Source organism: Pseudohalioglobus lutimaris (assembly GCF_002866825.1).
GTDB lineage: Bacteria > Pseudomonadota > Gammaproteobacteria > Pseudomonadales > Halieaceae > Halioglobus > Halioglobus lutimaris.
In genome coordinates this window covers 1-22535 of the sequence record NZ_PKUS01000011.1, presented here as the reverse complement: position 1 = coordinate 22535, position 22535 = coordinate 1, and the positions used below count along the sequence as shown (strand labels likewise).

At 54.1% G+C, this 22535-nt stretch carries 20 protein-coding genes and 1 pseudogene; 1 reads left to right on the top strand and 20 read right to left on the bottom strand.

Annotation, left to right across the window (positions count from 1 at the left end; genetic code table 11):
- Nucleotides 1-119: 119 nt before the first annotated feature.
- The 19 genes and pseudogenes from C0039_RS10605 to tsaB form a co-directional block, all read right to left on the bottom strand.
- Complete coding sequence (locus C0039_RS10605; protein ID WP_165787094.1) at nt 120-1934, bottom strand: alkyl sulfatase dimerization domain-containing protein; 1815 nt, start codon at nt 1932-1934, stop codon at nt 120-122.
- A gap of 75 nt (nt 1935-2009) precedes the next feature.
- Nucleotides 2010-3035 (bottom strand): DUF1214 domain-containing protein, encoded by a 1026-nt coding sequence (locus C0039_RS10600; RefSeq protein ID WP_207796420.1) that lies wholly within the window; start codon nt 3033-3035, stop codon nt 2010-2012.
- Between the two features lie 39 nt (nt 3036-3074).
- Nucleotides 3075-3917, bottom strand: a complete 843-nt coding sequence (locus C0039_RS10595) for a transporter (RefSeq protein ID WP_207796419.1) — start codon at nt 3915-3917, stop codon at nt 3075-3077.
- A 341-nt stretch (nt 3918-4258) separates the two neighbouring features.
- Nucleotides 4259-5668 carry a DUF1254 domain-containing protein gene (locus C0039_RS10590; protein ID WP_101518042.1) on the bottom strand — a complete coding sequence of 470 codons (1410 nt, stop codon included), beginning with the start codon at nt 5666-5668 and terminating at the stop codon, nt 4259-4261.
- Nucleotides 5665-6504, bottom strand: a complete 840-nt coding sequence (locus C0039_RS10585) for an enoyl-CoA hydratase/isomerase family protein (protein WP_165787093.1) — start codon at nt 6502-6504, stop codon at nt 5665-5667. Before C0039_RS10585 ends, C0039_RS10590 begins: the two co-directional genes overlap by 4 nt.
- 43 nt (nt 6505-6547) lie before the next feature.
- Entirely contained in the window at nt 6548-7672 is a 1125-nt protein-coding gene (locus tag C0039_RS10580; protein ID WP_076001531.1) for a saccharopine dehydrogenase family protein, read from the bottom strand.
- A gap of 39 nt (nt 7673-7711) precedes the next feature.
- Nucleotides 7712-8512: an SDR family NAD(P)-dependent oxidoreductase gene (locus tag C0039_RS10575; RefSeq protein ID WP_076001532.1), complete on the bottom strand. Its 801-nt coding sequence runs from the start codon at nt 8510-8512 to the stop codon at nt 7712-7714.
- Nucleotides 8513-8522: 10 nt separating this feature from the next.
- Nucleotides 8523-9761, bottom strand: a complete 1239-nt coding sequence (locus C0039_RS10570; RefSeq protein WP_101518040.1) for a thiolase family protein — start codon at nt 9759-9761, stop codon at nt 8523-8525.
- Nucleotides 9762-9933: 172 nt separating this feature from the next.
- Entirely contained in the window at nt 9934-10944 is a 1011-nt protein-coding gene (locus C0039_RS10565; protein ID WP_084179893.1) for an AraC family transcriptional regulator, read from the bottom strand.
- A gap of 148 nt (nt 10945-11092) precedes the next feature.
- On the bottom strand, nt 11093-12331 hold the full coding sequence (locus tag C0039_RS10560) for an acyl-CoA dehydrogenase family protein (RefSeq protein WP_101518039.1): 1239 nt from the start codon (nt 12329-12331) through the stop codon (nt 11093-11095).
- Between the two features lie 90 nt (nt 12332-12421).
- Complete coding sequence (locus tag C0039_RS10555; RefSeq protein ID WP_076001536.1) at nt 12422-14011, bottom strand: AMP-binding protein; 1590 nt, start codon at nt 14009-14011, stop codon at nt 12422-12424.
- A 216-nt stretch (nt 14012-14227) separates the two neighbouring features.
- A complete protein-coding gene (locus C0039_RS10550; RefSeq protein WP_207796418.1) occupies nt 14228-14398 on the bottom strand; it encodes an SDR family oxidoreductase in 171 nt (56 codons plus the stop codon).
- Nucleotides 14399-14426: 28 nt separating this feature from the next.
- Nucleotides 14427-15233: an SDR family NAD(P)-dependent oxidoreductase gene (locus tag C0039_RS10545; RefSeq protein ID WP_243391599.1), complete on the bottom strand. Its 807-nt coding sequence runs from the start codon at nt 15231-15233 to the stop codon at nt 14427-14429.
- Between the two features lie 387 nt (nt 15234-15620).
- Nucleotides 15621-15770: pseudogene (locus C0039_RS10540) on the bottom strand (tryptophan--tRNA ligase); the annotation flags it as partial.
- 37 nt (nt 15771-15807) lie between these two features.
- Nucleotides 15808-16923 (bottom strand): tRNA-queuosine alpha-mannosyltransferase domain-containing protein, encoded by a 1116-nt coding sequence (locus tag C0039_RS10535; protein WP_101518037.1) that lies wholly within the window; start codon nt 16921-16923, stop codon nt 15808-15810.
- 7 nt (nt 16924-16930) lie between these two features.
- On the bottom strand, nt 16931-18241 hold the full coding sequence (locus C0039_RS10530; RefSeq protein ID WP_076002434.1) for a M18 family aminopeptidase: 1311 nt from the start codon (nt 18239-18241) through the stop codon (nt 16931-16933).
- 14 nt (nt 18242-18255) lie between these two features.
- A complete protein-coding gene (locus C0039_RS10525; RefSeq protein WP_076001539.1) occupies nt 18256-19137 on the bottom strand; it encodes an NAD(P)-dependent oxidoreductase in 882 nt (293 codons plus the stop codon).
- 14 nt (nt 19138-19151) lie between these two features.
- Complete coding sequence (locus C0039_RS10520) at nt 19152-19952, bottom strand: undecaprenyl-diphosphate phosphatase (RefSeq protein WP_423810685.1); 801 nt, start codon at nt 19950-19952, stop codon at nt 19152-19154.
- Complete coding sequence (gene tsaB, locus C0039_RS10515) at nt 19952-20662, bottom strand: tRNA (adenosine(37)-N6)-threonylcarbamoyltransferase complex dimerization subunit type 1 TsaB (protein WP_101518035.1); 711 nt, start codon at nt 20660-20662, stop codon at nt 19952-19954. The genes C0039_RS10520 and tsaB overlap by 1 nt, the downstream gene beginning before the upstream one ends.
- Nucleotides 20663-20738: 76 nt before the next feature.
- On the opposite strand from tsaB, the gene mobA reads away from it, so the two are divergent.
- Entirely contained in the window at nt 20739-21338 is a 600-nt protein-coding gene (gene mobA, locus C0039_RS10510) for a molybdenum cofactor guanylyltransferase MobA (RefSeq protein WP_133125980.1), read from the top strand.
- 87 nt (nt 21339-21425) lie between these two features.
- Here the strand turns inward: mobA and C0039_RS10505 are convergent, their stop codons facing one another.
- On the bottom strand, nt 21426-22241 hold the full coding sequence (locus tag C0039_RS10505; protein ID WP_101518033.1) for a hypothetical protein: 816 nt from the start codon (nt 22239-22241) through the stop codon (nt 21426-21428).
- Nucleotides 22242-22535: the final 294 nt, after the last annotated feature.

The following is a 22535-nucleotide window of genomic DNA, read 5'->3' as shown; positions in this document are numbered from 1 at the left end:
CACCCGGCTGCCAGGTTTTTTCGAACCACGGTTCGAGTGGGCCATAAAGTCGCATTAGGACGTTAGTGGCGTTCGATTTTTCGCTCCTGTTTTCGACAACAGTACTTTCCTTTCAACAATCACCCCTCCAGTGGCGGCACCAGAAAATTTTTCGCTGGCTCAAACTTGTCGAACATGTCAAAAATCACTGTCAGGTCTTTTTGATTGCCCTCGACTTTCACCTTCCCGCTCGCAACAGCCTCGCCTAAAGTGGTTGAATTCAAATAAAGTTCCGCCCATGTTTTGCCGTCCAATTCCAACACAAAATCAGCTTGTTTCAGATAATTTGAGGGCTCTGGAACAAATTCAACGATGCCTCTTCTGATGTGCAGGGCAACTCTCTGCTCTTCCTGGTCCGTAAATACAAACTCAATGACCTTGTCGGTGTTTCTACTTTTACCAGGATCTATATAAATGCGGTAATAATCCACGAAGGTCGCTGGAGACCCTGCAATAATTTCAGGAGAAGGAAGAATGACTAAGGGCGCTTTGATTTTCCCTTCAAGGGCCAGAGCTTCGCTCAAGAGAAAGCCCCTTGAAATAGAGCCGGTAGTTCTGTATGCCAGTTGCCGTAAGATATCAGCCTTGAGTTGGCGTATTTCTTTATCATTCCTATCCAGCAAGTAAAGATGTTGAACGAGCTCAGCCGCCCAGGCGAATTCCTTTTTATCAAATGCCGCCCTGGTCGCTTTAAGGACTTTCTTTTTACCGCCCATCAGGTCAACGGTACGTAAAGCAGCTTCTTCAGGGGCAATCTTAAACAGCTTGGTACTGTCCCAGTCGAACCAACCAATAACATACTGATAAATTGCTTCAGGAAAGTGGACTGTCTCTCCGTATCCCTGGAAATTCTCTGGTATTTCATTGAAGTGTGGGGGAATAGTTACAAAGTGGCGTAGATCATCAGGCCCCATTCCTCGCATAATTCCACGCAAGGTTTGATCGTAGGTAAAACTCATCATATCCATATAGAGCGTTAATGTTTTCATTACTTTTTCTTGGCCCACAACAGCGCGTGTGTGCGTATTGAGCAGAATCTCAGGCTGTAAATCGCGAATAACTTTCAGGCCATCACGCCAATCCAAAGGTGATCGGTAAACAGCTCCACGAAGTGAGTAAAGATTTGGGGTGCCAGGCCAGAGAAAATTATTCAAAACAGCTTCTTTTTCTGGCACCCATACGGTCAGATTGTAATCATCAGACATATATTCTGTGAAAAACTGTAGCTTAACGCCGAGCAGTTCCAGTTCTTCACCATCTTTGACAGTCCTGGTGGCAGGTAAAAAGGCGATAGGCTTCCCCATGTCCAGTTTGGCAGCAACACCTGCATCCGGACCCGTTTCTGGCAAGAGCAAGCCAAAATGCGACATTGTGCGGGCAGTCAGGATAGGGCCGACCTCCGGGATGGCAGAAGGTGCACCTCCACCTTTAAGGCTGCTATCAACTGTTTCATTGAGCTTTGGATGGCCAATAACAACTACGTCCTCCGGGTTATCGACCAGGGCTCCGGCACCCATGGCATAGTGAGAGTGACTATAGATAATCACCTTGATCGGCTTGTCGCTGATTGACTCAATAGCTTTGCGTATGTGCTCTGATTCTTCCCGGGTGTCCCCCGTGTCATACACTATTAGGCCGTCATCCCCCTCAATGACGGATGTATTAGCAAGAGAGTACCCTCCAATAGACCAGATACCTTCGGCAACTTTATCGATGGTGGGTTCCGCATAAGTGATTTGAGGAGTTATCGTTACAACCTCTTCTCTGGCGATGGCACCATTCGGCGCTGTAGTAAGCGTTACATCACTGCCCATATAAGGAGATGTTGCCTGAGCGATTGCCGTCACGGCCATGACCGGCAGCGTAAGAATTATTTTCTGGATTTTTGATTTCATATTTCCCATCCCATTAAACCAAGGTGGATAAAAATGTGGGGAACCGCTACTGTCCTGTTAGCCAGCCCCAAGGCTTTACTGAACGGGCTTAACATCAGGGAAGGTCCACTCCCCTTCGAGGATTTCCTTGCGGGGCTGATACAAGCGAACCGAATAATTCCACCCTTCCATAATGTAAAGGTAGTTCACGCTTTCGGGATCGCCGCCAAAATGAACGGTAAAAGAACCGTCTTCGTTGGGGGTACCGGTAATACTATTGACGCTGTAAGCGTTGTATTCATTCTCCTGGAAATAGCCGTCTTTGTTGTAGAGACTGATTGACCAGAAAGCGTCTACCGGAACATCCTTGACGGTGAGCTCATAAGCTCCCACGGGGAGATTGGGTTCAATGGTGAGATAGTAGGCCTCATGTTCAGGCAAGCCCCCCCAGCCCATGGCTGTTCCCAGCATGTGACGAACTTCGCTGACGTCCTCTTTCTTGCCGAATGTCCGCTTGGTATCGGGAAGGAAACGACTTAACTCAATCACCGCCTTATAGGCTGCCTCATAACTGGCTTGATCATATTGTGGGTGCGTGTACGGCTTGGCTGAGTTTGCCTGTAGTACCATCCCATCCTGAATGGCCCTCACCTGTTTGACATCCTCAGGATCGGATGCATCTACAAGCGTGCGTATCGTTACGTTGACATAAGGAGTATCAAACTCATCCATGGTCAGTTTATAGGTGCCTTGCCCGTGATACATCTTGTTGAGGTAGTGATCCTCGTTTACGACCATCACCGATACATAACGGCCGTTCGTTTCTGGAATGGTCAGGGTGGCACCCTTACTGATATCGACTATGGCACCACTGTAAAGTGTATCTCGATTGCTTCGTATAACGGTTGGATCGTCCAACGGCATAGGCTCTCTAAAGTGAAAGAGTTTATTAACCTCGCCATTAGTAAGTTTTAGTGTTTTATTGAAATTTACGGCTGTTTCGGCACGCACAAAATTGTCGACGTTTACAACAATGGGGTCGGCGGCGAGTGCCGGCAGCTTAAACAGACTAACCGTGCCGACTATCATAGTGCCAAGAAGGCAACTTCTAACTTTTTTCATTACCACAAATCCTCGGTTTCATTCTTTATGTTTTAAGGCCTATTTTGGAAACATAAACTGCAACTGTAGTCGCATCTGCCAATCCGCACCGTTTTCCGGTGATTCAACATTGTAGTAGGCTGAGGCCTGCAAATTGACAGGCGTTTTGCCCCATTTAATAATTTGCCCGATACCTCCACCCAGTGGCACGGTCCACTTATCGCCACTATCTGCTTCCCAGTTTACCGTGACAATTGGCGCAAAGGTCAGATAGCGTCCTGGTTTGTCGGGAAAGTTATAATTGACAAAGGGTTGTATCAGCATCTGGTTGATGTCATCGCGGTCGTCATCACCCCCAACATCAAAAACATTGTTAATGAGTGCACCATAAACCCAGGCCCCAGTTGGCCTCAGAAAAACGACTGATGGCCCCAGCCCCCACCTCTGCGCCCCCAGACGATCATCGCTGGAAGTATCAAGTTGGGCAATAGGTCCTGCGCCCCATATCCAGCCGCCAGAAGTGGGTTGTACTGGCGATAAAAATGCCGAGAACTGTACATCGCCAATTCCGTTCTCGCGATCCTGGCCAGGCGCGAACCTGGGTTGGGAGATGACAGGAATAATCGTGCGAGTAATCAGGTTCCAGTTTTCATTGAGGCTAAACGGTATGACGGGCTGAATATTCAGTATGTTCTGCGTTTCTTCCTCAGGCCCAACATTAAAATTGGTATTGTTCTGGAAGGGCACGCTAATCATCGCAGCTACGGGGTTTTGCGCTGCCTTTGCTATTGACTCTAAACTGCCCTTCCCCGGATCGGCATGACCATCCGCCGGCGCGGAAAGGCTCAAGGGACTAATCAGTAGCAGTGAAACTAAGAGGGTTCCTTTGGTAGTAAAAGACATCGCTTCATTCATCCTCAGGGGTGCTGCATTACAACATTGAAAAGAGTCGAGCCGAGAAACATCATTCCCAGCATTAATTCAGTTACCCTGGAGTCGGGCTTTAACGCTTAAACGGGTTAGGCACAACGGGTACGAAGAAGACTCGAAAACTCCACTCTCGCCCGAAGGCTTGCCACTGTCGTCGCGAGCGTCTTAAACAGTGTAGGGGCACGACTAAACCGAGACCAACTTAAGTTATCATTATGTGCCGCCTTCGCCTACTCTGCGCCTACTAGTTGCGCGCTTTTGACGTGGGTCAACTGAAATCCAGCAAATTGGATTTAGCGGTACCGATCCCGCCATTACTTACCAGGTGTAACCGCTGGCGGCGACCACTCTTCATTCAGCACGCTGGGCCCCGGCTGGTAAGTCCGCAGGACAAGCCAGAACGGACCCTTGGGGGCCGGCAACCAGTTCACCTGCTCATCGACCGGTGCATCGGCCTGGATGGCTATAGTCAGGCCACCTTGGGCGTCCCGAACCAACCCCCTCGAGCGGTCACCAATGGAGTAGCGCCCGATCTCATTCTGGACCATGTTAGCCTTGTCGTCGTATAAGGTTATCGACCAGAAGGCATCCACATCCGGTTCACTGCCGGCAGGGAATCGCATGCGGTAACGCTTGCTGCCGTTCAGCGGCTTACCGTCACTGCCATGGTAACCACCATAGTATATCGCCTCCTCGGGATCATTGGCGACGATTCCGGCATAGGACTGGTGCAGGGTACGCGTCATGAAATCACCCTGCGCACCAGCGCTGCCCAGAGCTGTGCTGTAAACCCATCCGTTGCGCTTCACAAGTTCACCTGCGCCGGCCATGTGCAGCTGTTTGATCTGGGCCAGTCCTTCTTTCGCGGCCCGGGCCAGGCCTCGCTGAGATGCCTCATCAAGGGCCTCTACATCCAGCCCGGGTCCAATATTAATTTCCTTGAAGAACTGCATCAGGGCTTTTTCGTCCCCCAGTGGAGGATTTTCGCTCAGCATGCGGTTAATGGTTTTCCACACGGCCAGTTTATCCACAGCCGGATCGAAAGGTTCGAATACTTCGGCCTCTGGCGAACGCACTTCGGCGTTTCCCCACTGGCTCAATGGGGCCACGCGGTACTGGCGTTGCAGGGAGCGCACAGCGGCAAGGTCTTGCGGCCCTGCGGTATAAGTGCGCCCGGCGATCAGTATCCAGGGAGACGGGACCTCAGCCACGGGCTCCACGCCATCGGGCAGTTCGCCTTTCCAACCCGGTGGCAACAGCGCATAGTGGCCACCTTTACGGCCGTGCGTGAGTTCACTGACATAGCCGAAGTTGTCTGAGTCCATACCGGCCAGTTGGAAAGTATAATATCGATCCATCTCTGGCACTGAGAGAATGAACGGCTCATCGACCACCTTGAGCATGGCGATCGAGTACAGTGTGTCGTTGTTGGGGGCGCCGCCTTCTACCCAATCAGCGTCGGTCAGCCTGGAGGCATGCCAGAACTGGTTCAGGGCATCATTTGGCTGCACCTCCGGATGCGGGGATTCTGCCATGGTCCAGTTCCAGCGTACCTGTGCCATACGCAGATAGGGATAGCTGTAGTGCATGGCCGCCACGCCCAGGTTGTAGGCGTAACTTTCCCGCCAATCGTCCTGAGGTTGTGCCCTTTCTTCCGTCAGTCCGGCAATAGGGTTTATCAGCAGCAACAGGCCTGCAATAGCCGAGATGATTGTGATTCTCATAAAATGCCCGCAATCGTGTCCGCCAGTTCCAGTTCAGTCTCTCGTGTCCCCGAGTTCGCCGCCAGCGCCTGAAGCGCTGCGAATACCTGGGGGTCGGAGATACACTCAACCATGGACGCATTCTCCTGGGCAAACCCGGCGAGCAGGCCGCCACGCAGGCCCTCAAACGGTTTTTTGACTGTGGCTTTCACCGCACTAATGGCTTCAATGCGCACATTCTGGATGCGCTCCACCGCGCCATCCACATACGCATCCAGTGCTTTACTGTCTTCCAAAGTGCAATTAACCAGTCCGTAAGACTCCGCCTCGGCTCCTGAGAAGTCACGCCCTGTGAGCATAATCTCCAGGGCTCGACCACGGCCGACCCTGGCGGGAAGCAGGGTCGCACCGCCACCGGAGGGTAAGAAGCCGACACTGGCCTCAGGCAGAGCGAAACGGGCCTGCTCGGAAGCAAACACCATGTCCATTGCGAGAATAAGTTCCATACCGCCCCCCCTACAGATGCCGTCAACTTTGGCGATTGTCACCTGCGGCAATGCATTGATCGAAAGGCCCAGCGACTGCAAAATATTGATGTCGGCATACTTGCTGGCGGGCATTGCCGGATCGCCGGCAATGGATTTTAGAATGTCATTCAATTCAAAATGGGCGATGAAGAAATCAGGATTGTCGCTCTCAAACACCACCACCTTGATGTCGGGATTTACCGCAAGTCCGCCTACCAGCGCGAACAGCTCACCGGCCATACCGGCAGACATCATGTTAACGTCACCGTTGTTCAATTTTACACGCATCACTGCGCCGTTGATTTCAGTACTCAAAGTTGTATAAGTCATTTTCAGTATTTCCTGTTTGTTGATCAATCGTCCACGAGAGGCTTCAGACCGTGGTTTCTTCCACAGCCGACACATAGCCATAGCCCTGCAATGCAGCCAGTACATCGCGATGACCTAACACCTCATTGATTGACTTGAATCCAGTGACAGAAGGGGCCTCATCAAGGAGACGCATGGCGCTATAAGCCTGCAGCAGGCCAGTGATCTGATAGCTGCAAGTTCCGTGAATCACACATTTCGCAGAGACGTTATTACCGCGACCGTAGCACCAGTCTACAAAGCGATTCACCTGGCGATTTTCTCGCGGCGGCCAATCTCCCTGAACCTGTCCAGCCATCTGATCGAGAACCTGATACTGCATCTCCTCGGGTAACCACTGCAGTTGCACCTTATAGGCGAGCTCCAGTTCTTTCAGACTATCCAGCATCACCTGGTTCTTTGGCGCAAAGCGCATATTGCAGTTGCGAACGCGGCTGTCTGACCGAAAAAAGGCAACGTGTGAGCCCCCGGCCCACTGGGCGGAGTTCAGAATATCGCCCGATCCCGGAATGGAGATGGGGGCGAGTTGGAACGCTTCCTGATAGGGCACCAACTCGTTGTTCTCCAGGTAATAGGACGGCACTCGGCACATATCCACCACCGATTGGGTTGAGGCAATGGTGGGCAGGCCCGCTGTGGAGAAACGTACATCGAGACTATCCACACCCGATGTTTCCAGGCAGATTCTCGCAGCGATATCACTCACGGTGTACATATAGGCCGTAGCTGGTGAACACACCAGCCCGGCTGCCTGGTACTTTTCATGGTACTTGTCCTGCATTTCAATCATCCAGGACTGTTCGCCAGTGGTATCCAGGTAGTGACAGCCGGCGGCCAGCGCCGCCTCGACAACCGTCTCGCCAAATCGGGAAAATGGCCCCACGGTGTTGCATATCACTTTCTTGTCGCGCAGCAGTTCTGTCAGCGCTTCTACAGAGTGCTCCACCTCTTCCACCTGGTATTCCGCGTTTTCAATGCCGGGAATAAGCTGTAGCGCCTCCTCGACACGAGCACGATTACGGCCCACGGCGACAAAACGGATACCGTACTCGCGAAGATACTCAATGACCAGGCGCCCGGTGTAACCACTGGCCCCATAGACAACGACTGGGTAGGTGTTTGTATTCATATGTTTTCTCCAATTTTATATGGCAATGGCTTGCCTCGATTAAGCACCCAGTCGCCGCATCAGCGTCGGGTATGATGACGGAAACATCCGTGAGAGAAACTGGATGATCCAACTGCCATTACTGACAATAATTCTTCTCTTGCGCCTGGCGACACCCGCCAGAATCTTCCTGGCCGCCTGCTCAGGCGTCGTTGAATGCCCACGCGCCTGGCGCTCCACGTTCTTGCGATCTTCTTCATCGGCATACTGGCCCATGCGGAAGCCATGAGTGATTCCGGTCGCGGTGCCTGCGGGATGTACGCTGGTAGCGCAAACACCTGTGCCCTCTAACTCACGCCACAGTGTTTCTGTAAACCCGCGAACGCCAAACTTGGTCAGACAATAAGCACCCAGACCCGGGTAGCCGACAAACCCCATTACACTGGAAATATTAACGATGTGGCCGCCCCCTTGTGAGAGAAAAACAGGAAGAAAGGCCTTGGTTCCATACACCACGCCCCAGAGATTGATATTGACAATCCATTCGATCTCTTCAATGGTGGAATTATTTATAGACGCAGCCAGCGCAACACCGGCGTTATTGAATAAATAGTCGACTTCGCCTAAGTCATGTTTGACGGCATCGGCTACTCCGAACATTTCAGACCGGTTGGCAACGTCCACTCTGTAGATGTTACAGACTACATCCCCACAGAGGCGCTTCGTTTCTTCCAGCCCATCAATATTTACATCGGTAAGTGCGAGCCTGGCACCCGACGCCGCCAGGTCAATTGCAAGCGCTCTTCCAATGCCGGAAGCTGCCCCGGTAATGACAACGCCCTTACCCCTGTACGGTTCCATCTCCACCTATCTATCGTGACAGGATGTGGATGGCCACCACGGCCTCTTCCACGCCCTGCATGCCTCCACCGTTTTCCTGTATCGCGTGCCGTGCACCGGCTACCTGACGCGCACCTGCCTCTTCGCGAAGTTGGGTTACCAGTTCATAGAGCTGGCCGATTCCGGTAGCGCCCAGGGGATGGCCCTTGGACTCCAGACCGCCGGATGTATTAATCGGAATTTGACCGCCAAGGGTAAAATCGCCTCGCTCAGCTGCAGGGCCGCCCTCACCGAATTTCACAAAACCCAGATTCTCGGCCTGGACAATTTCACCCATGGCAGTAGCATCGTGCACTTCGGCTACATCCATATCTTCTGGGCCCAGCCCTGCGATCTCATAGGCCTCCTTTGCCGCCAGGTGGCTTACCCCAAGCTCCGGCTTGTTCATTGGACGGTCTGTAAAAGACCGGATAACACTGGCGCCAACCTTGATAGCCCTGCGCTTGTCAGCGCCTATTCGTACAAGGCCATCCTCGGTACAGAGAATGGCGGCAGCTGCGCCGTCGGACAGGGGCGCACACATCGGCAGAGTGAGAGGATAGGTTATGGGGGGTGCACCCATCACCTCATCGACACTAAAGGGTTTACGGAATTGTGAGAAAGGATTGTGCACAGAATGCGTGTGGTTTTTCGCCGACACTGCGGCGATTTGCCGCTGGGTCGTCCCATAGTTTTTCATATGGTAGCGACACATAGCCGCATAGATAGCCATAAACTTGCTGTAAGGCCTGTCCGATTCACTACCGTCTGGGACCTCAACGCCCTCGCCCATGGTTATCAGGGTCTCGTAGTTCTCTTCCGCCCGGGTAATGTCCCAGCCCCCATCAAACACGGCGAAGGCTTTCATCTTGTCGGGGATATTCATTTTCTCGGCCCCGATTGCCAGTGCGACATCAGTGCTGCCCGCCCTGAGGCTCTGCACTGCCAGGTTGAATGCCGAGCTGCCAGATGCGCAGGCATTTTCCACATTGAACATGGGAATGCCTAGCAAACCGATCTTACTGAACACTACCTGACCCGGGATAGCCACCTGCCCTTGCAGGGGGCCATTGGTCATACCTGCGTAAAAAGCTGAACCTATATCAGACTTCTGGCAGCTTGCATCCGATACCGCTCCGTTGAGCGCTTCTCCGGCAAGATCGGCAAGCGTGCGCTCATGATGCCGTCCAAAAACGGTCATCGCTATTCCTGCGATATACACATCACTCATGTTCAATCCCCGTTAAAAGCTACGCGACTACAGTTCCGACTACAGCCTCATTGGTAGTAGATACTAGAAGTTGCCGTGCACAATAGGGATAGCCTATGCCGTCAATATCGTATTAATTTCAGACAGTACGAGAAAGCGCCGATAACGCTACGGCAGAGCCAACTTGAACGGACTAATCTTGAGAGGAGCGAAACTCGCTTGGGGATTTGCCACGCCAGCGTCGGAAGGCTTGTGAGAAGTTCTGTGCGTCGGAAAAACCGCACTGCACCGCAATCTGCTGGATATTCATGCCGGTATTCAGTAGAAGATCCTCGGCAATTCGTCGTCGCTCATCGTCCAGCAGATCCTGGTACCGGACATCCCGTTGCCCCAGTTTCCTGTGCAGCGTACGGGAGGACATAGCCAGGCCTTCCGCAATACGTTCCAGGCTGGGGAATTCACCGGATTTACGACGCAGCGCCAGCCTTACCTCCTCGACAACATCCACTTCCGAAGACAGCTTGTTGTGGAGACTGGCTCGCAATGTACCGAGTATTTCTACGGCTTCCGGGTCATATGTCTCCAGAAGCCGATGCTCCCACTCCTGTGGATAATACAGTTGTGTCAATTCCTGAGAAAACTGTATCGGGCAGTTAAATTTTTCGCGATAGGACGCTACATGTTCAGGCCTCGGGTAATCCAGTGTCAGCCGCAGAGGCTGCATGGCCTCCCCAAACATTTCTTCGGTATTGGCCTGGATCGTCGCCAACGCCCGCTCCACGAGGAACAAGCGCAATCTGGGATCCTCCTCAGCCGACTGAATTGTGTGAAGGACAAGGTTATCGGTAATTGAATATCGCCAGTTGATGAGCAGGTTATAGTTATCGCGCAATTCCCAGGTTTTGCGTAGCGCCTCACCTCCGGTACGTTCAGTCAACATTGCCATACCGTGGGGACCGAGGTCGGAGAGGGATGTTCTCCAGCCAATTTCAAGGCCCACGGATTCGCAATTTGTCGCGTTGATCAGATTAAGGTAGTAGTTGCGAGCCTGTTCTTCGCTGATTAACTTGTAGGGATCCGCCAGATCGGCAGCGCTAAGGCCGGTATTGGCTAGCAAAACCTCAGGCTCGACGCCCAGCCCCTTCATATAGGAATGGGCTTTTCTCAGTGTAATTGCGAATATGCGAGAGGAAGATTGGACCATAAATATTCCTGCCGGCGCGGCCCGGCTGCACTACCCTCTTTGCAGTTAATGCTGTTATCTCGAGTGCTCGAAACTACCTCCTATATATCTCGCCTGTCAATACCAGTCCGTTTCTGGAACTTTACTGCGGATACATCGACGGGGCATGTCATTCCTCCTGTACGAGCATCGATCCACCCTTGATGGCCAGCACGTCGTTACTGCCATCTTCGATCAGGGCGGCTCGCGCGTCGCGTAACAGTTTCTCAACCGGATATTCCTTGGTGAGGCCATTACCACCAAACATCTGCAGGGCATCGTTGGCCACATCAAATGCCGCCTGCGTAGAGGTAATCTTGGCGGAGATCGCGCCCACCAGCGCCTTGGGTTTCTCTGTGGTATTGAACAGTCCCGCCCTGCGTGCGAGGGCCCGCGATGCTTCAACCTGTCGGAACATATCCAGCAAGCGTGCGCGAACACCCGGGTGCTGTACAAGGTATCCACCGCCCTGCTTCCTTTCGTGGGCATAGTCCAATGCCAGCTCGAAAGCTGCCCGCGCAAGCCCTGCGAACATCATTCCCATACCCGCATTAGCGTCTGTCAGTTGGACGCGCGCTACGGTGTTGTACATTTCAGGGGGTGCCAACAGCCAGTCAGTGGACAGGGTGACATTGTCAAAGAAGATTTCCCCCTGGGGTAATGCCCGCTGTCCCAGTTTGTCCAGTGGCTTGCCACGGCTCACGCCTTCCAGATCCAGCGGCACAACCAGAGCGACTTTCTCCAAACCGTTACCCCGATCACAGGCACAAAACAGTGCCGCATATTCAGCTATGGTGCCATTGGATACCCACGCCGCTTTCTGACCATTGATAGTCACCGTATCGCCACTGATGGTGGCAATACAATTGGGCCGGCTATATTGTGCACCGGGAAGCGATGCCTGACCGTCGTAATCGGCCATGTCACTACCGTGGTCCGGCTCGCAAATCGCCCAGCAACCAATCGCCTCAGGGGGGATGTTTTCAATCAGAAACTTGTTGTTGAAGGCGTATGCCATTCGCAAAGGAACCATACTGGCACCCAGGGATACAGCCAGCCCGGGGTCGCCCCAGGCCAACTCTTCAAAAACCAGGGAGGTCAAAATGGCTGCTTCGGCCGGATCCATCTCCGCCAACGCGGCACTGCTCATACCCAACTCGGCAAAACGTCGATGAACGTCCCACAAAGGGGAGTCACTGGCGATAACCTCTTCCGGCGACATACGATCCAATTTTTTGCCAATGGGTCGCAGCACATCAGCAGAGAATCTGTGTACCATGTCAGCGATCATTGTCGCCTCTTCGCCCAGCCCGGCCTCAATGCCGGTACGGGAACCGAGTTCCTCTATAAGATTTTGAGTAGCGCTCATTGTTTGCCTCTGTGTTATTAGCTAATACTGGGGGTATCGATCAATAATTGATTGCTTGCACTCCACGCTCTTGCCGAGCACAAGACTGTGTTATTCGGTAATCACGTCTTCGCTATCCTTGGAAAACATCTCCAGCAGGAAACGCTCTTGCGGTTTCTCCGATGCCGTCTTGGGTATAGCGGAAACCAGGTGCAGGTATGTCGGAACGAAGTTTGCCTCTAGTTCCGCCCTACATTTGGCGAATACGTCGGTGGGATCAAAGGCATCGCGGTCATGCGGCACGATGGCAGCCACCACGTCTTTCTCTCCCGGTGTGCCATTAGCAGCGGGCACGCCGTATACAAATACATCGTCAACCTGTGAGTGCTCAGCGAGAACCTTCTCGACGAACCCAGTGTTGATGAAATCACCGTTGCGGCGTATTCCGCCACCCTTGCGGCTGTCAAAGAACATCCAGCCGTTCTCATCCGCATGCATGATATCGCCGGTGCGGAACCAGCCGTCACGCACTTTTTCTGCCGATGCCTCTGGTTTGTTAACGTAGGTGACACTAACCGGGTTTTCGTTTCGATTGCGCCAGATAAGTTCACCCCGTTCACCGATGCCTACATCCTGGTCTTCATCATCCACCAGTCTAGCCTCATACAACGGATTATTGAGCATGTTACCCAGACTGCCGACAGGGCCGCTGCCATCATTCCAGAATAGCCCGCCCTCTGCAGCGCCGAAGGCCTCAAACAGTGTCAGGTCGAAGCGTTTCTCAAAATCACTCCAGATAGCCGCCGGCATGCCCGCGGAAAGCACCTGCCGCACCGGGTTATCAGCATCATCAGCTTTAACCGGCTCAGAATAAATTGCGGCGGTCATACCGCCAAGAAGATTGAAACGGGTGCAACCGTACTTGCGAATAGTTTCCCACAATCGAGACTTGGTAAATCGCACTGAATAGACCCCAGGCCTGCCAGTAAACAGGGAAATGGCCAGCGTAAGCCCCTGAGCGTTACCGTGGGTCAAAGATAAGCCTGTATAAAAAATATCATCCTCGGCTATCGGGGAGATCATGGGAAAAACCTGGCCGACCTGGACAAATTCCTGATTCGACTTGAGGATGCCCTTTGGATCACCCGTTGTTCCGGAGGTGTATAGAATCTGAATAGGATCCTGCTCGGAGGTGGCACGAATTTCAATATCCGATGGTTGTCCGGCGATGGCGAGGTCATAGCGCTCGGCGCTAACACCGTCAGAGAAGGTCGCATCTCCCTTGTGCAGCACCCAGCTTACAGCAGTACGTTCAAGAACTTGATCGACCGCCTCGGCATTGTAGTCGGCGCAAATAAGACCCTTACAGCCGGAGTCCTTCAGGATAAAAACCAGCTTGTCACCTTTCGTTCTTGGGTCGATAGGAACGAGCACACAACCGGCAACAGACGCGGCAATTAGCGCCTCTACCATCTCCGGGTGGTTGCACAGGATCGCCGCGAAACGGTCACCCTTCTGCATACCCTTTTCTATCATGTAAGCTGCCAGCCGGTGAGAATTTTCTTTCAGCTGCCGGTAGCTTCGCGTCTCAACGACACCACTACGTTCGTCGACAAATGTCGTGATATCCACATCAGGCAGCTCGGCGCTGCGTTGCGCGATCAACTGAGCGAGAATACCAAGGTTGGCTGTAACTTCCATAAAAGCGTCCTTCTAGTACAGCTTTCAGGGTAGTTTTTGAACTAACTCTTAGGAATATTCGAATCGGACAACAGCGAATTAATATCAGCCATTTTGCCGGTAACCCGCGCCCTCCGAATTCTATAATTTCAACTCTGAGGACACTGAAGTAGGCGGAATTTTGACTTCAGCTCACGAGAGAGGTCATCGGGGCCTTGGCGTCTCTGGAATCATCGCTTAGTTGACTAAGGTGGTGCCGCCATCTACAGGGATAATTTGTCCGGTGATAAATTCGCCTGCCTGAGAAGCCAACATGATCGCAACCCCGGCGATATCCGTTGCTTCACCCCAGCGTTTCATGGGGGTCGATTGCAACTGCTCTTCAAGGGCTTCCTGGTCACTGCTCATGACCTTCTCCCGTACTTTCTATCCATCATCAATTTTCACTCGCCAGGACACGCGCAGTCATCCAAAGGGAAAAGCCCAGGGCCAGGCGGGGTGAAAAACGTTTCATTAACTGCATAAATTTCGCATCCCGACCAATAAACAAGTAGCGCTTCTTGTTCTTCACTGCGTTCACTATCGCGACAGCTGCCTGTTCTGGTGTGGTTTTAGCGAGTTTGGCAAAACCCTCCCGGGTTCTCGTATCAGCACCAATAGAATTATTGACAATGTTTGTACTGATTCCTCCGGGATGAATGCTGAGCACCCGAACTGATGTATCCCGTAATTCCATCATCAGCGTTTCATTGAGTCCGTAAACAGCATATTTAGACATATTGTAAGGGCCGTTATCTGCGAATGGAACCATGCCATTAATACTGGATACGTTCGCCAGGACGGACTCCGGCCGCTCCTTCAGGTACGGCAGGAATGCTCGACAGCCATAGACCACGCCCCACATGTTCACGCTGATAACGCGTTCAAATGCCTCATAGGACACTGCGTGAATCGAGCCGACAGAGGTCAGACCCGCATTGTTGATCAGTACATCGACCTGACCAAACTTCTCCATCACGAGGCGTGCGAACGCAACAGTAGCTTCACGATCAGACACGTCGACTATGAATGAGGCTACCTTGTGGGGGTCAATGTTCAATAACGCAACGGTCTCATCAAGACCCTTCTGGTTTATGTCGGACAGTGCCAGGCGGCACTTTTCCGTAGCGAATTGTACAGCCAGCTGTCGCCCAATCCCGGAGCCTGCCCCAGTGATCACGATTACCCGATCTTGCAAATTCATCACGTGTTCATTCTCCTGATCGAGTACAGATCAAAATGCGCTTCTGTTGACGGGGTGGACAGCCCTGACGTCGGCAACATAAGTGACACCTGTACCATAAATTTCTGGTACAGACTGTAGTCTCACGAATATCGTGTTTGGATAGCTTATCCAGACAGTTTTGAATTAATTTCGGTCAGTCGGCGCTCCGTAGGGTACGTCGGCAAAGGATATGGGACCAATCTGGTCGTTCTCCAAGAGAGACTTTTCTGCCAGTTGCTACTCCAGGTTAGACCGCTACCCGAAGGTGGTGTACTTTCCTCTGAATCATGGTTCTGACTTTCACCGGGGCTCGCTGATCCAGAATGTCGTTTCGTCTTCCCTTGTATACATCGGCCGGGGCCGTCAGATCAGGGCATGATAATCAGCAAGGAAGAAGAACGATTGAAGCGAGTCATCGCAGGAGGCTTCTATAGAGGGCCCGATGGCCCCGACACAGTTGCCCAGGTGGGGCGTAGCGCTGATCGTCATGCCGGTTAGAACGCGTTGTTTGGCCATGACAATCGGTGTGTCCGCAAAAAGCCGACAACGATACCTAGCCTGGCTGAGGCTGGCTATCCTGCAGGTTGCATAGAATACGCTGGTAGCGCACCCGCAACGGACTGAGGGTATAAGCTGAAAGGTCGGGAGACTCGGGCAACTGTGTGGCTATATTCGACAGCAGCTGCGCCGCACCGGTAGCTTCCAGAGCCGGGTCATCAGGGCAGGATGGGTAGCGAAATTCATGCGCATAGGTTTCCCGGTAAGCGAGCCGATCCGGCACGACCGGCACACAGCCCGCGGCGACCGCCTGCATCACTGCCAGCCCCTGAAACTCATGCAGCGCCGTGGATATCACGACATCGGCCTCGTGTTGCAGGGTGGAATAGTCCTCGCTGCGCGCTACAAAACCGAACTGCACCAGGCGCCCGGAGAATCGCTGCTGAATCTGCGCGAAAACGGGTGGGGAATTGCGAAACTGTTGCCCGGTGACAGCCAACTGATAATGCGTGCCCATCTGCTCCAGCGCCTGCAGCAGGCGGTACAATCCCTCGCCACCCTTATCGTGCTCAAAGCGGGCGCTCCACAGCAAACGCAAGGCCCCCGGTTCCCACTGTGCAAAGTTACCGCCCTCAGGCGGATGCTGTTGCGCCGGCAGTAAAGGCACAGGTAATACGACAGCCTTTGATTGCAAACGAGAAACAATGCCCGGAGGGACACGATCTGGCAGTCGCCCCAGGAGCCGCTCACACCCGGCGAGAAAGGACTCCAGATTGTAGCGAGAATTGAACGCAAGTCCGTCCGCTGCTAGCGCTGCATACAAACTGACCATCTGCGCCTCAAGCAGGCTGTGCTGCTGGTCGTTCTGCGGATACTCAAACTGGTTCTCATGGAAATAGAGCAATGTAGGAATGTCAGCCAACGAGGGCACCAGGCCACGCAGGGTGGCAAGATCTACCATGGAAGTCGCGATCAGCACATCATGTGGCGCCAGCAGGGCTTCCCGCTCGGCGATGCTCCAGTAAAGCGGGTTGCCCCTTATCCGCCAGCTAAAGTGTCGGGGTGGCAGTTCCAGTTCCGTCCATGACCACTGCGGAAACATCTGCCGCAAACCTGCCTGCCAGTAGCGATGGCTCTGGGCCGCATAGGCGGAAAGCAACAGCGCACGCACGATCGCCTCAACTGGCCCCCAGGCTGCCCCGAAGATTGTAGAAATGCGTTAACAGCCGCGCCAGGTTAGTCGCGTCGGCACTGCCCGCGAGTTCCCGAATCGAGTGCATGGCAAAGGTGGGCACACCGATATCCAGTGTCTTGACCCCCACTTCACCGGCGGTTATCGGCCCAATGGTGCTACCGCAACCCATATCAGTACGCGCCACAAAAGACTGTAACGGAACGCCTGCTTTTTCCGCTAGCATGCGCAACAGTCCAGTGGTCTCGCTATTGGATGCATAGCGTTGGTTGGCATTGACCTTTAACACCGGCCCGCCGTTCAGCCTGGGGCCATGGTTTTCATCGTGACGGTCTGCAAAGTTGGGGTGAATACCATGCGCATTGTCAGCTGAAATCATCATTGACCGCTCGGTCAGGGCGGCGTAGGTTTCACGCTCTACCGCGATTCGCTTGAGCACCGACGCAAGGAAGGGACCATTTGCGCCCGCTGCAGACCGTGAGCCAACTTCCTCGTGATCATTGCAGACCAGCAGTACGCTGGCAGCGCCGTCCCAGTCTTGCAGGCCGCGTAATGCGCTATAGCAGCTCAACAGATTATCGAGCCGGGCTGATGCGATAAACTCCCTACGTAATCCGACCACGGCTGGCGCCTGGGTATCGTAACAGCACAGTTCATAGTCCAGAACTTTGTCTACGCCACAATCGGCATGCTCTTCCAGCAGGCGCTCACGCAACAGGGCACGAAAGTCAGCCTTTTCGTTTTCTGGCAATTGGCACAGAAGCGGCGGAATGTCTTTTTGCGGGTTAACGCTGCGGCTGCTGTTAGCCTCGCGATCCAGGTGTATTGCCAGGCTTGGAATAACGGCTACAGGCTCGCGAAAATCAATCAGCGCTGTCCGCAACTGACCCTGGGAGCACTGGTAGCTGACCCTGCCTGCAATAGACAGGTCACGGTCAAACCAGGGGTTCAGCAGCGCGCCGCCATAAACCTCGACGCCGAGTTGCAAATAGCCTTGCCTCACGATTTCGGGGGCGGGCTTGACCATCAGACACGGGCTGTCTGTATGCGCACCGACCATCCGCAGACCCTCGGCGGGGCCAGACTCACGGCCCAATCCGAAGGCGATAATCGAACTACCATTGCGGGTCACAAAGTACCGGCCACCCGCCTCCAGCGTCCAGCTTTCATCCTCCACCAGCTGCGAATAACCTGCTGAGCGCAGTTGCTCCGCCATCTCGGCCACGGCGTGAAAAGGCGTCACCGCCTGCGACAGGAAGCCGCAGAGCTCCTGGTTAAACTGCTCTTGCTCAGACATAACGGACTCCATTTTTACGACTCCTTTTCAGCGATAGCACGCATACGCGCGTAGAGGCTTGATGTATCCCAGCGGCCGCCACCCATCGCCTGTACGTCTGCGTAGTATCCGTCTACCAGCTCGGTTACGGGTAATTGCAGGCCCATGAGAGAGGCCTGCGCCAGCACCATACCCAGGTCCTTGCGCATCCAGTCAACGGCGAAGCCGTGCTCGTAGTCGCCGGCCAGCATAGTCTGGTAACGATTTTCCATTTGCCATGACTGTGCCGCGCCACGCGAAATAACCTCGATAACAGCGGCTGTATCCAGCCCTGCCTGTTCAGAGAATGCCAGTGCCTCAGACAATCCCTGCACAATACCGGCAATGCAGATCTGGTTAGCCATTTTTGCCAGTTGACCACTACCAGCCGGGCCCAGCAGGCGCAGGCAACGGGCATAGCTCTGCAGAGCCGCTTCGGCTGCGTCAAAGGCGCTTCGTTCGCCCCCCACCATCACCGTGAGCGCACCCGTTTCGGCGCCGACCTGACCACCGGAAACCGGTGCATCCAGGAAACCAACTCCCACCTCTGCGGCACGGTCAAACAACTCCCTTGCCAGCTCTGCTGACGCGGTAGTGTGATCAACCAGCACACTGCCCCGGTGCATTGCGCCAAGCACGCCATCATCGCCGTAGCACACACTGCGCACGTCCTCATCATTACCGACGCACAGTATGACAAGGTCCGCACCGACAGCAGCCTCGCGCGGCGTTGTCTTGCAGTCCCCATCGTAGGCCCGACTCCAGGCCTGTGCTCTTTCCCCGGTACGGTTATACACCGTGACCTCGTGCCCCGCCTGCTGCAGATGACCGGCCATGGGAAATCCCATTACGCCCAGGCCCACAAATGCCACTTTCACTCTCTCGCTCCTTGTCAGCCCAGCCACAGAAAATACAGTAGCGCCGCCAGTGCAATCCGATAGTAAACAAAAGGCATCAGCCCGACCCGGTCCAGCAAGCGCAGGAACAAGGCGATACACAGATAGGCGGTCACGCCGGAAAGCAGCGCCGCAGACCCTATCAACGCCCAGTCCACCGCCACAGCCCCGTTTGCCAAATCCCAGCCCTTTAACAATCCGGCCCCTGTTATCACGGGGATGGAGAGCAGAAAGGAGAACCGGGCGGCCTCCTGGCGACTCATATTCAAGAGCAGTGCCGCGGTAATGGTAATGCCGGAGCGGGACACGCCGGGAATGGGCGCGAGTGCCTGGGCAAGGCCGATCAACAGAGCAACACGCAGGCCCAACGGGCGACTTCCCGGTGTACGCTGGGCGTGGCGATCAGCCAGTCCCAGCAACAGGCCAAAAGCCAGCGTCGTGGTCGCAATCACTGGCAGGTTGCGCGCATGGGCCTCTATGGCATCGCCTCCCAGTACGCCCATTAAACCCACGGGTAGTGTCGCGACTAACAGATACCAGGCGGTACGGCTGTCTGCAGTTGGTGCGGCCCCCGCCAGGGAAGCGAACCAATTGCGGGTGATCGCCACGAGGTCACGACGGTAGTAGATAATTACTGCGGCCAGAGTGCCTACATGCACCGCCACATCAAAAGCCAGGCCCTGGTCAGGCCAATCCAGAACCAGGGACGGTATTACCAGGTGCGCTGAACTGGAGATGGGCAGAAACTCAGTCAGACCCTGCACAACAGCCAGGATAAACGCCTGTAACCAGTCGATCATGCCCGTTTACCCTGCTGGGGAATCTTCTTCCAATTTATTTCGTCGCGCACATAAACGGGCTGAACCTGGAAAGGCGTTTGGACATCTCCCCTGGCCAACTGCTCAATCGCAAATGGGATCAGGTCACGGGCCTCGGGAAGCAGGTCTACCGCCATCTCGCCAAGAGACGCCTTCACTGCCGGCGGCATGTCTTCGATGAACTGACAACCACTGCCTATCCCAACCGCATTCGCGGCCCCAGTCGGCAACCGAACCTGCGCGGGATGGCAGGCTTGCGGCCCCGTAAGTGCCAGTACGCCCCCGGCTTCGGCGCGAAACCATGCGCAGTAGATTTCGTTAATACGCGCGTCCAGGCTGCTCAGTATCAACTGCCCGTCGTCGACAAGCCCATGGCGCAGCGCGGTTTGTGCCTGCACTGCCAGCGTGGAAACAGGTACTGCGGGCAGGCCCGATGCATAGGTCAAGCCTTGCACAGCGCTTGCCGCAATCCGCAAACCGGTAAAAGAACCCGGGCCGCACCCATAAGCCACGGCTTCTATTCCATGTTCCCGGAGACGCCCGTCTGGAAGCAATTCATTCAACATACCAAACAGTCGCTGACTATGCTGACGCGGGGTAATCTCGTGGCGCTGCTGCACACGATCACCGCTTGACCAGGCAACGGAGCAGGCCTCGGTTGCGGTCTCAATAGCCAGAATGTTATTCATGGAGGTCGTGATTCATTCCAGAGGTGGGTGTTAAGCTTGGATTATCCCACAGCAGAACTAAGGTAAGAACCTCTCAGTGCGCGATTTACCAACTCAGCATCATCCAGCCAGCAACATATCCGCCTTGATCCTTGCCGGTGGCGCAGGCCGTCGTATGGGCGGTGAAGACAAGGGTCTGCTGCTATGGCAAGGAAAAAGGCTCATTGACCACGTAATCGATCGCATTGCGCCGCAAGTGTGTGACCTGATGATTAGTTGCAACCGCAATCGCCAAATCTATCGCGCACTGGCGCCGCTGACACCCGCCGATCTGCGGCCAGGGTTTCAAGGCCCACTGGCGGGTCTGGAGGCAGCGCGTACGGTGCTGTCCGGGAAGTATGTATTGCTGGTACCCTGCGACACACCTCAATTACCAACCGACCTTGCGGTGCGCCTGCATTCTATCCTGCACACCAACCTGCATGCGCAGGTAAGCTATGCCCACACGGGTAATGCCGGGCAGTATCTCTGTGCCTTGCTGCGGGTCAGCGCTCTGCATTCGCTATCACCCTTTCTGGACAGCGGTGAGCGCGCTGTGCGCAAGTGGTACGGGCAGATCGGCGCGATCGAGGTGGACTTTGCGGCAGACCAGGCAGCGTTTCTTAATCTTAACGAGATAAGCGCGCTAACGACTTGACCAGACGCGTTGCTGGAATTCGACGCAGCCTGAAACAGAAAAGCCCGCGGCCAGTTGTGGTCGCGGGCTCGATCAGGCGGTCACGACCTACTTCTTGGCTTTAGACTTAGCTTTAGCCTTGGATTTGGCCTTACGGGCAGGCGCTTTCTTTGCCTTAGCCTTTGCCTTTACCTTGTTCTTGGGAGCAGCCTTACGCGTTGCTTTCTTTTTGGGAGTCGCTTTCTTGGCCGCCGTTTTCTTCTTCGCCGGCTTCTTGCCTTTTAACGCCGCTTCGATTTTCTTGGCGACCGCGCGCGCCTTGGCTTCAGCCTTCTTCTCTGCCGCCCTGGCTTTGGCCAACGCTTTCTTCTCCGCAGCGACAATTTTCTTGGCCAGGCGTTTTTCCAGCGCGGTCAGCTTTTTGGCGTCTGCTTTGGCGCGCGCTTTAACCCAATTTTCTGCGTGCTTGGCAGCCGCCTTGGCTTTGTCTACTTCCGCCTTGGCAGCGAGCTCGGCCTTGTGAGCAAGCTTCTTTTCTTCGGCAGCCAACTTCATTGCTTTCAACTTGGCAGCTTCAGCTGCCTCACCCGCACGGTTTTTGGCATCAGCAACCTTGCCGCGCATGGCTTTGATACGTTCGGCCGTTTTTGCAGAAGCTTTTTGAGCCGCTTTGACGGCACGCTTATTGGCAGCCGTGGCGTTCTTGCTCGCTTGCTTACGCGCAGCGTCCACCTTCTTACGCGCATTTTCCAACGCTTTCTTCTCTGCCTCGAGACCCTTCTGTAGTTTGGCCAGCGCTTCATTCGCGCGTGCTACGGCTGGGGAAACCGGGGCCTTTTTCGCGGTTGATTTCTTTTTCGCTGGCGCCTTTTTACGGGAAGCTGGCGACTTTTTCGCAGTTGCTTTCTTCTTTGCCGTTGCCATTACGCTTATCTCCAGAATAGTTAGTCAGGTAACGCAGTTCAAAAGTAACAACAAAAAACAAGGCTTACAACACATCGAAGGGACAAAAGTCAGTTAAAAACAAGGGATTACGGCTATCGATAACGTTGTTCCGGTGCGTTTTTTAGCAGTCCGTATTTACAACCCGAACGAAATAACCCTGCTTTTATAGGCTTTTAGTGTTTTTACTGGCACAAAAAAAGGGAGCATCGCTCACTGCTGTCCCACAATTAGGGACGAAATAGAAAAGCCTGAATCTCAGTAGTTATAATGATT

Excerpts from the sequence above, each read along its gene's own strand:
- C0039_RS10605 (WP_165787094.1), bottom strand. The coding sequence starts at position 1,934 with ATGAAATCAAAAATCCAGAAAATAATTCTTACGCTGCCGGTCATGGCC.
- C0039_RS10600 (WP_207796420.1), bottom strand. The coding sequence starts at position 3,035 with ATGAAAAAAGTTAGAAGTTGCCTTCTTGGCACTATGATAGTCGGCACG.
- C0039_RS10595 (WP_207796419.1), bottom strand. The coding sequence starts at position 3,917 with ATGTCTTTTACTACCAAAGGAACCCTCTTAGTTTCACTGCTACTGATT.
- C0039_RS10590 (WP_101518042.1), bottom strand. The coding sequence starts at position 5,668 with ATGAGAATCACAATCATCTCGGCTATTGCAGGCCTGTTGCTGCTGATA.
- C0039_RS10585 (WP_165787093.1), bottom strand. The coding sequence starts at position 6,504 with ATGACTTATACAACTTTGAGTACTGAAATCAACGGCGCAGTGATGCGT.
- C0039_RS10580 (WP_076001531.1), bottom strand. The coding sequence starts at position 7,672 with ATGAATACAAACACCTACCCAGTCGTTGTCTATGGGGCCAGTGGTTAC.
- C0039_RS10575 (WP_076001532.1), bottom strand. The coding sequence starts at position 8,512 with ATGGAACCGTACAGGGGTAAGGGCGTTGTCATTACCGGGGCAGCTTCC.
- C0039_RS10570 (WP_101518040.1), bottom strand. The coding sequence starts at position 9,761 with ATGAGTGATGTGTATATCGCAGGAATAGCGATGACCGTTTTTGGACGG.
- C0039_RS10565 (WP_084179893.1), bottom strand. The coding sequence starts at position 10,944 with ATGGTCCAATCTTCCTCTCGCATATTCGCAATTACACTGAGAAAAGCC.
- C0039_RS10560 (WP_101518039.1), bottom strand. The coding sequence starts at position 12,331 with ATGAGCGCTACTCAAAATCTTATAGAGGAACTCGGTTCCCGTACCGGC.
- C0039_RS10555 (WP_076001536.1), bottom strand. The coding sequence starts at position 14,011 with ATGGAAGTTACAGCCAACCTTGGTATTCTCGCTCAGTTGATCGCGCAA.
- C0039_RS10550 (WP_207796418.1), bottom strand. The coding sequence starts at position 14,398 with ATGAGCAGTGACCAGGAAGCCCTTGAAGAGCAGTTGCAATCGACCCCC.
- C0039_RS10545 (WP_243391599.1), bottom strand. The coding sequence starts at position 15,233 with ATGAATTTGCAAGATCGGGTAATCGTGATCACTGGGGCAGGCTCCGGG.
- C0039_RS10530 (WP_076002434.1), bottom strand. The coding sequence starts at position 18,241 with ATGTCTGAGCAAGAGCAGTTTAACCAGGAGCTCTGCGGCTTCCTGTCG.
- tsaB (WP_101518035.1), bottom strand. The coding sequence starts at position 20,662 with ATGAATAACATTCTGGCTATTGAGACCGCAACCGAGGCCTGCTCCGTT.
- C0039_RS10505 (WP_101518033.1), bottom strand. The coding sequence starts at position 22,241 with ATGGCAACGGCAAAGAAGAAAGCAACTGCGAAAAAGTCGCCAGCTTCC.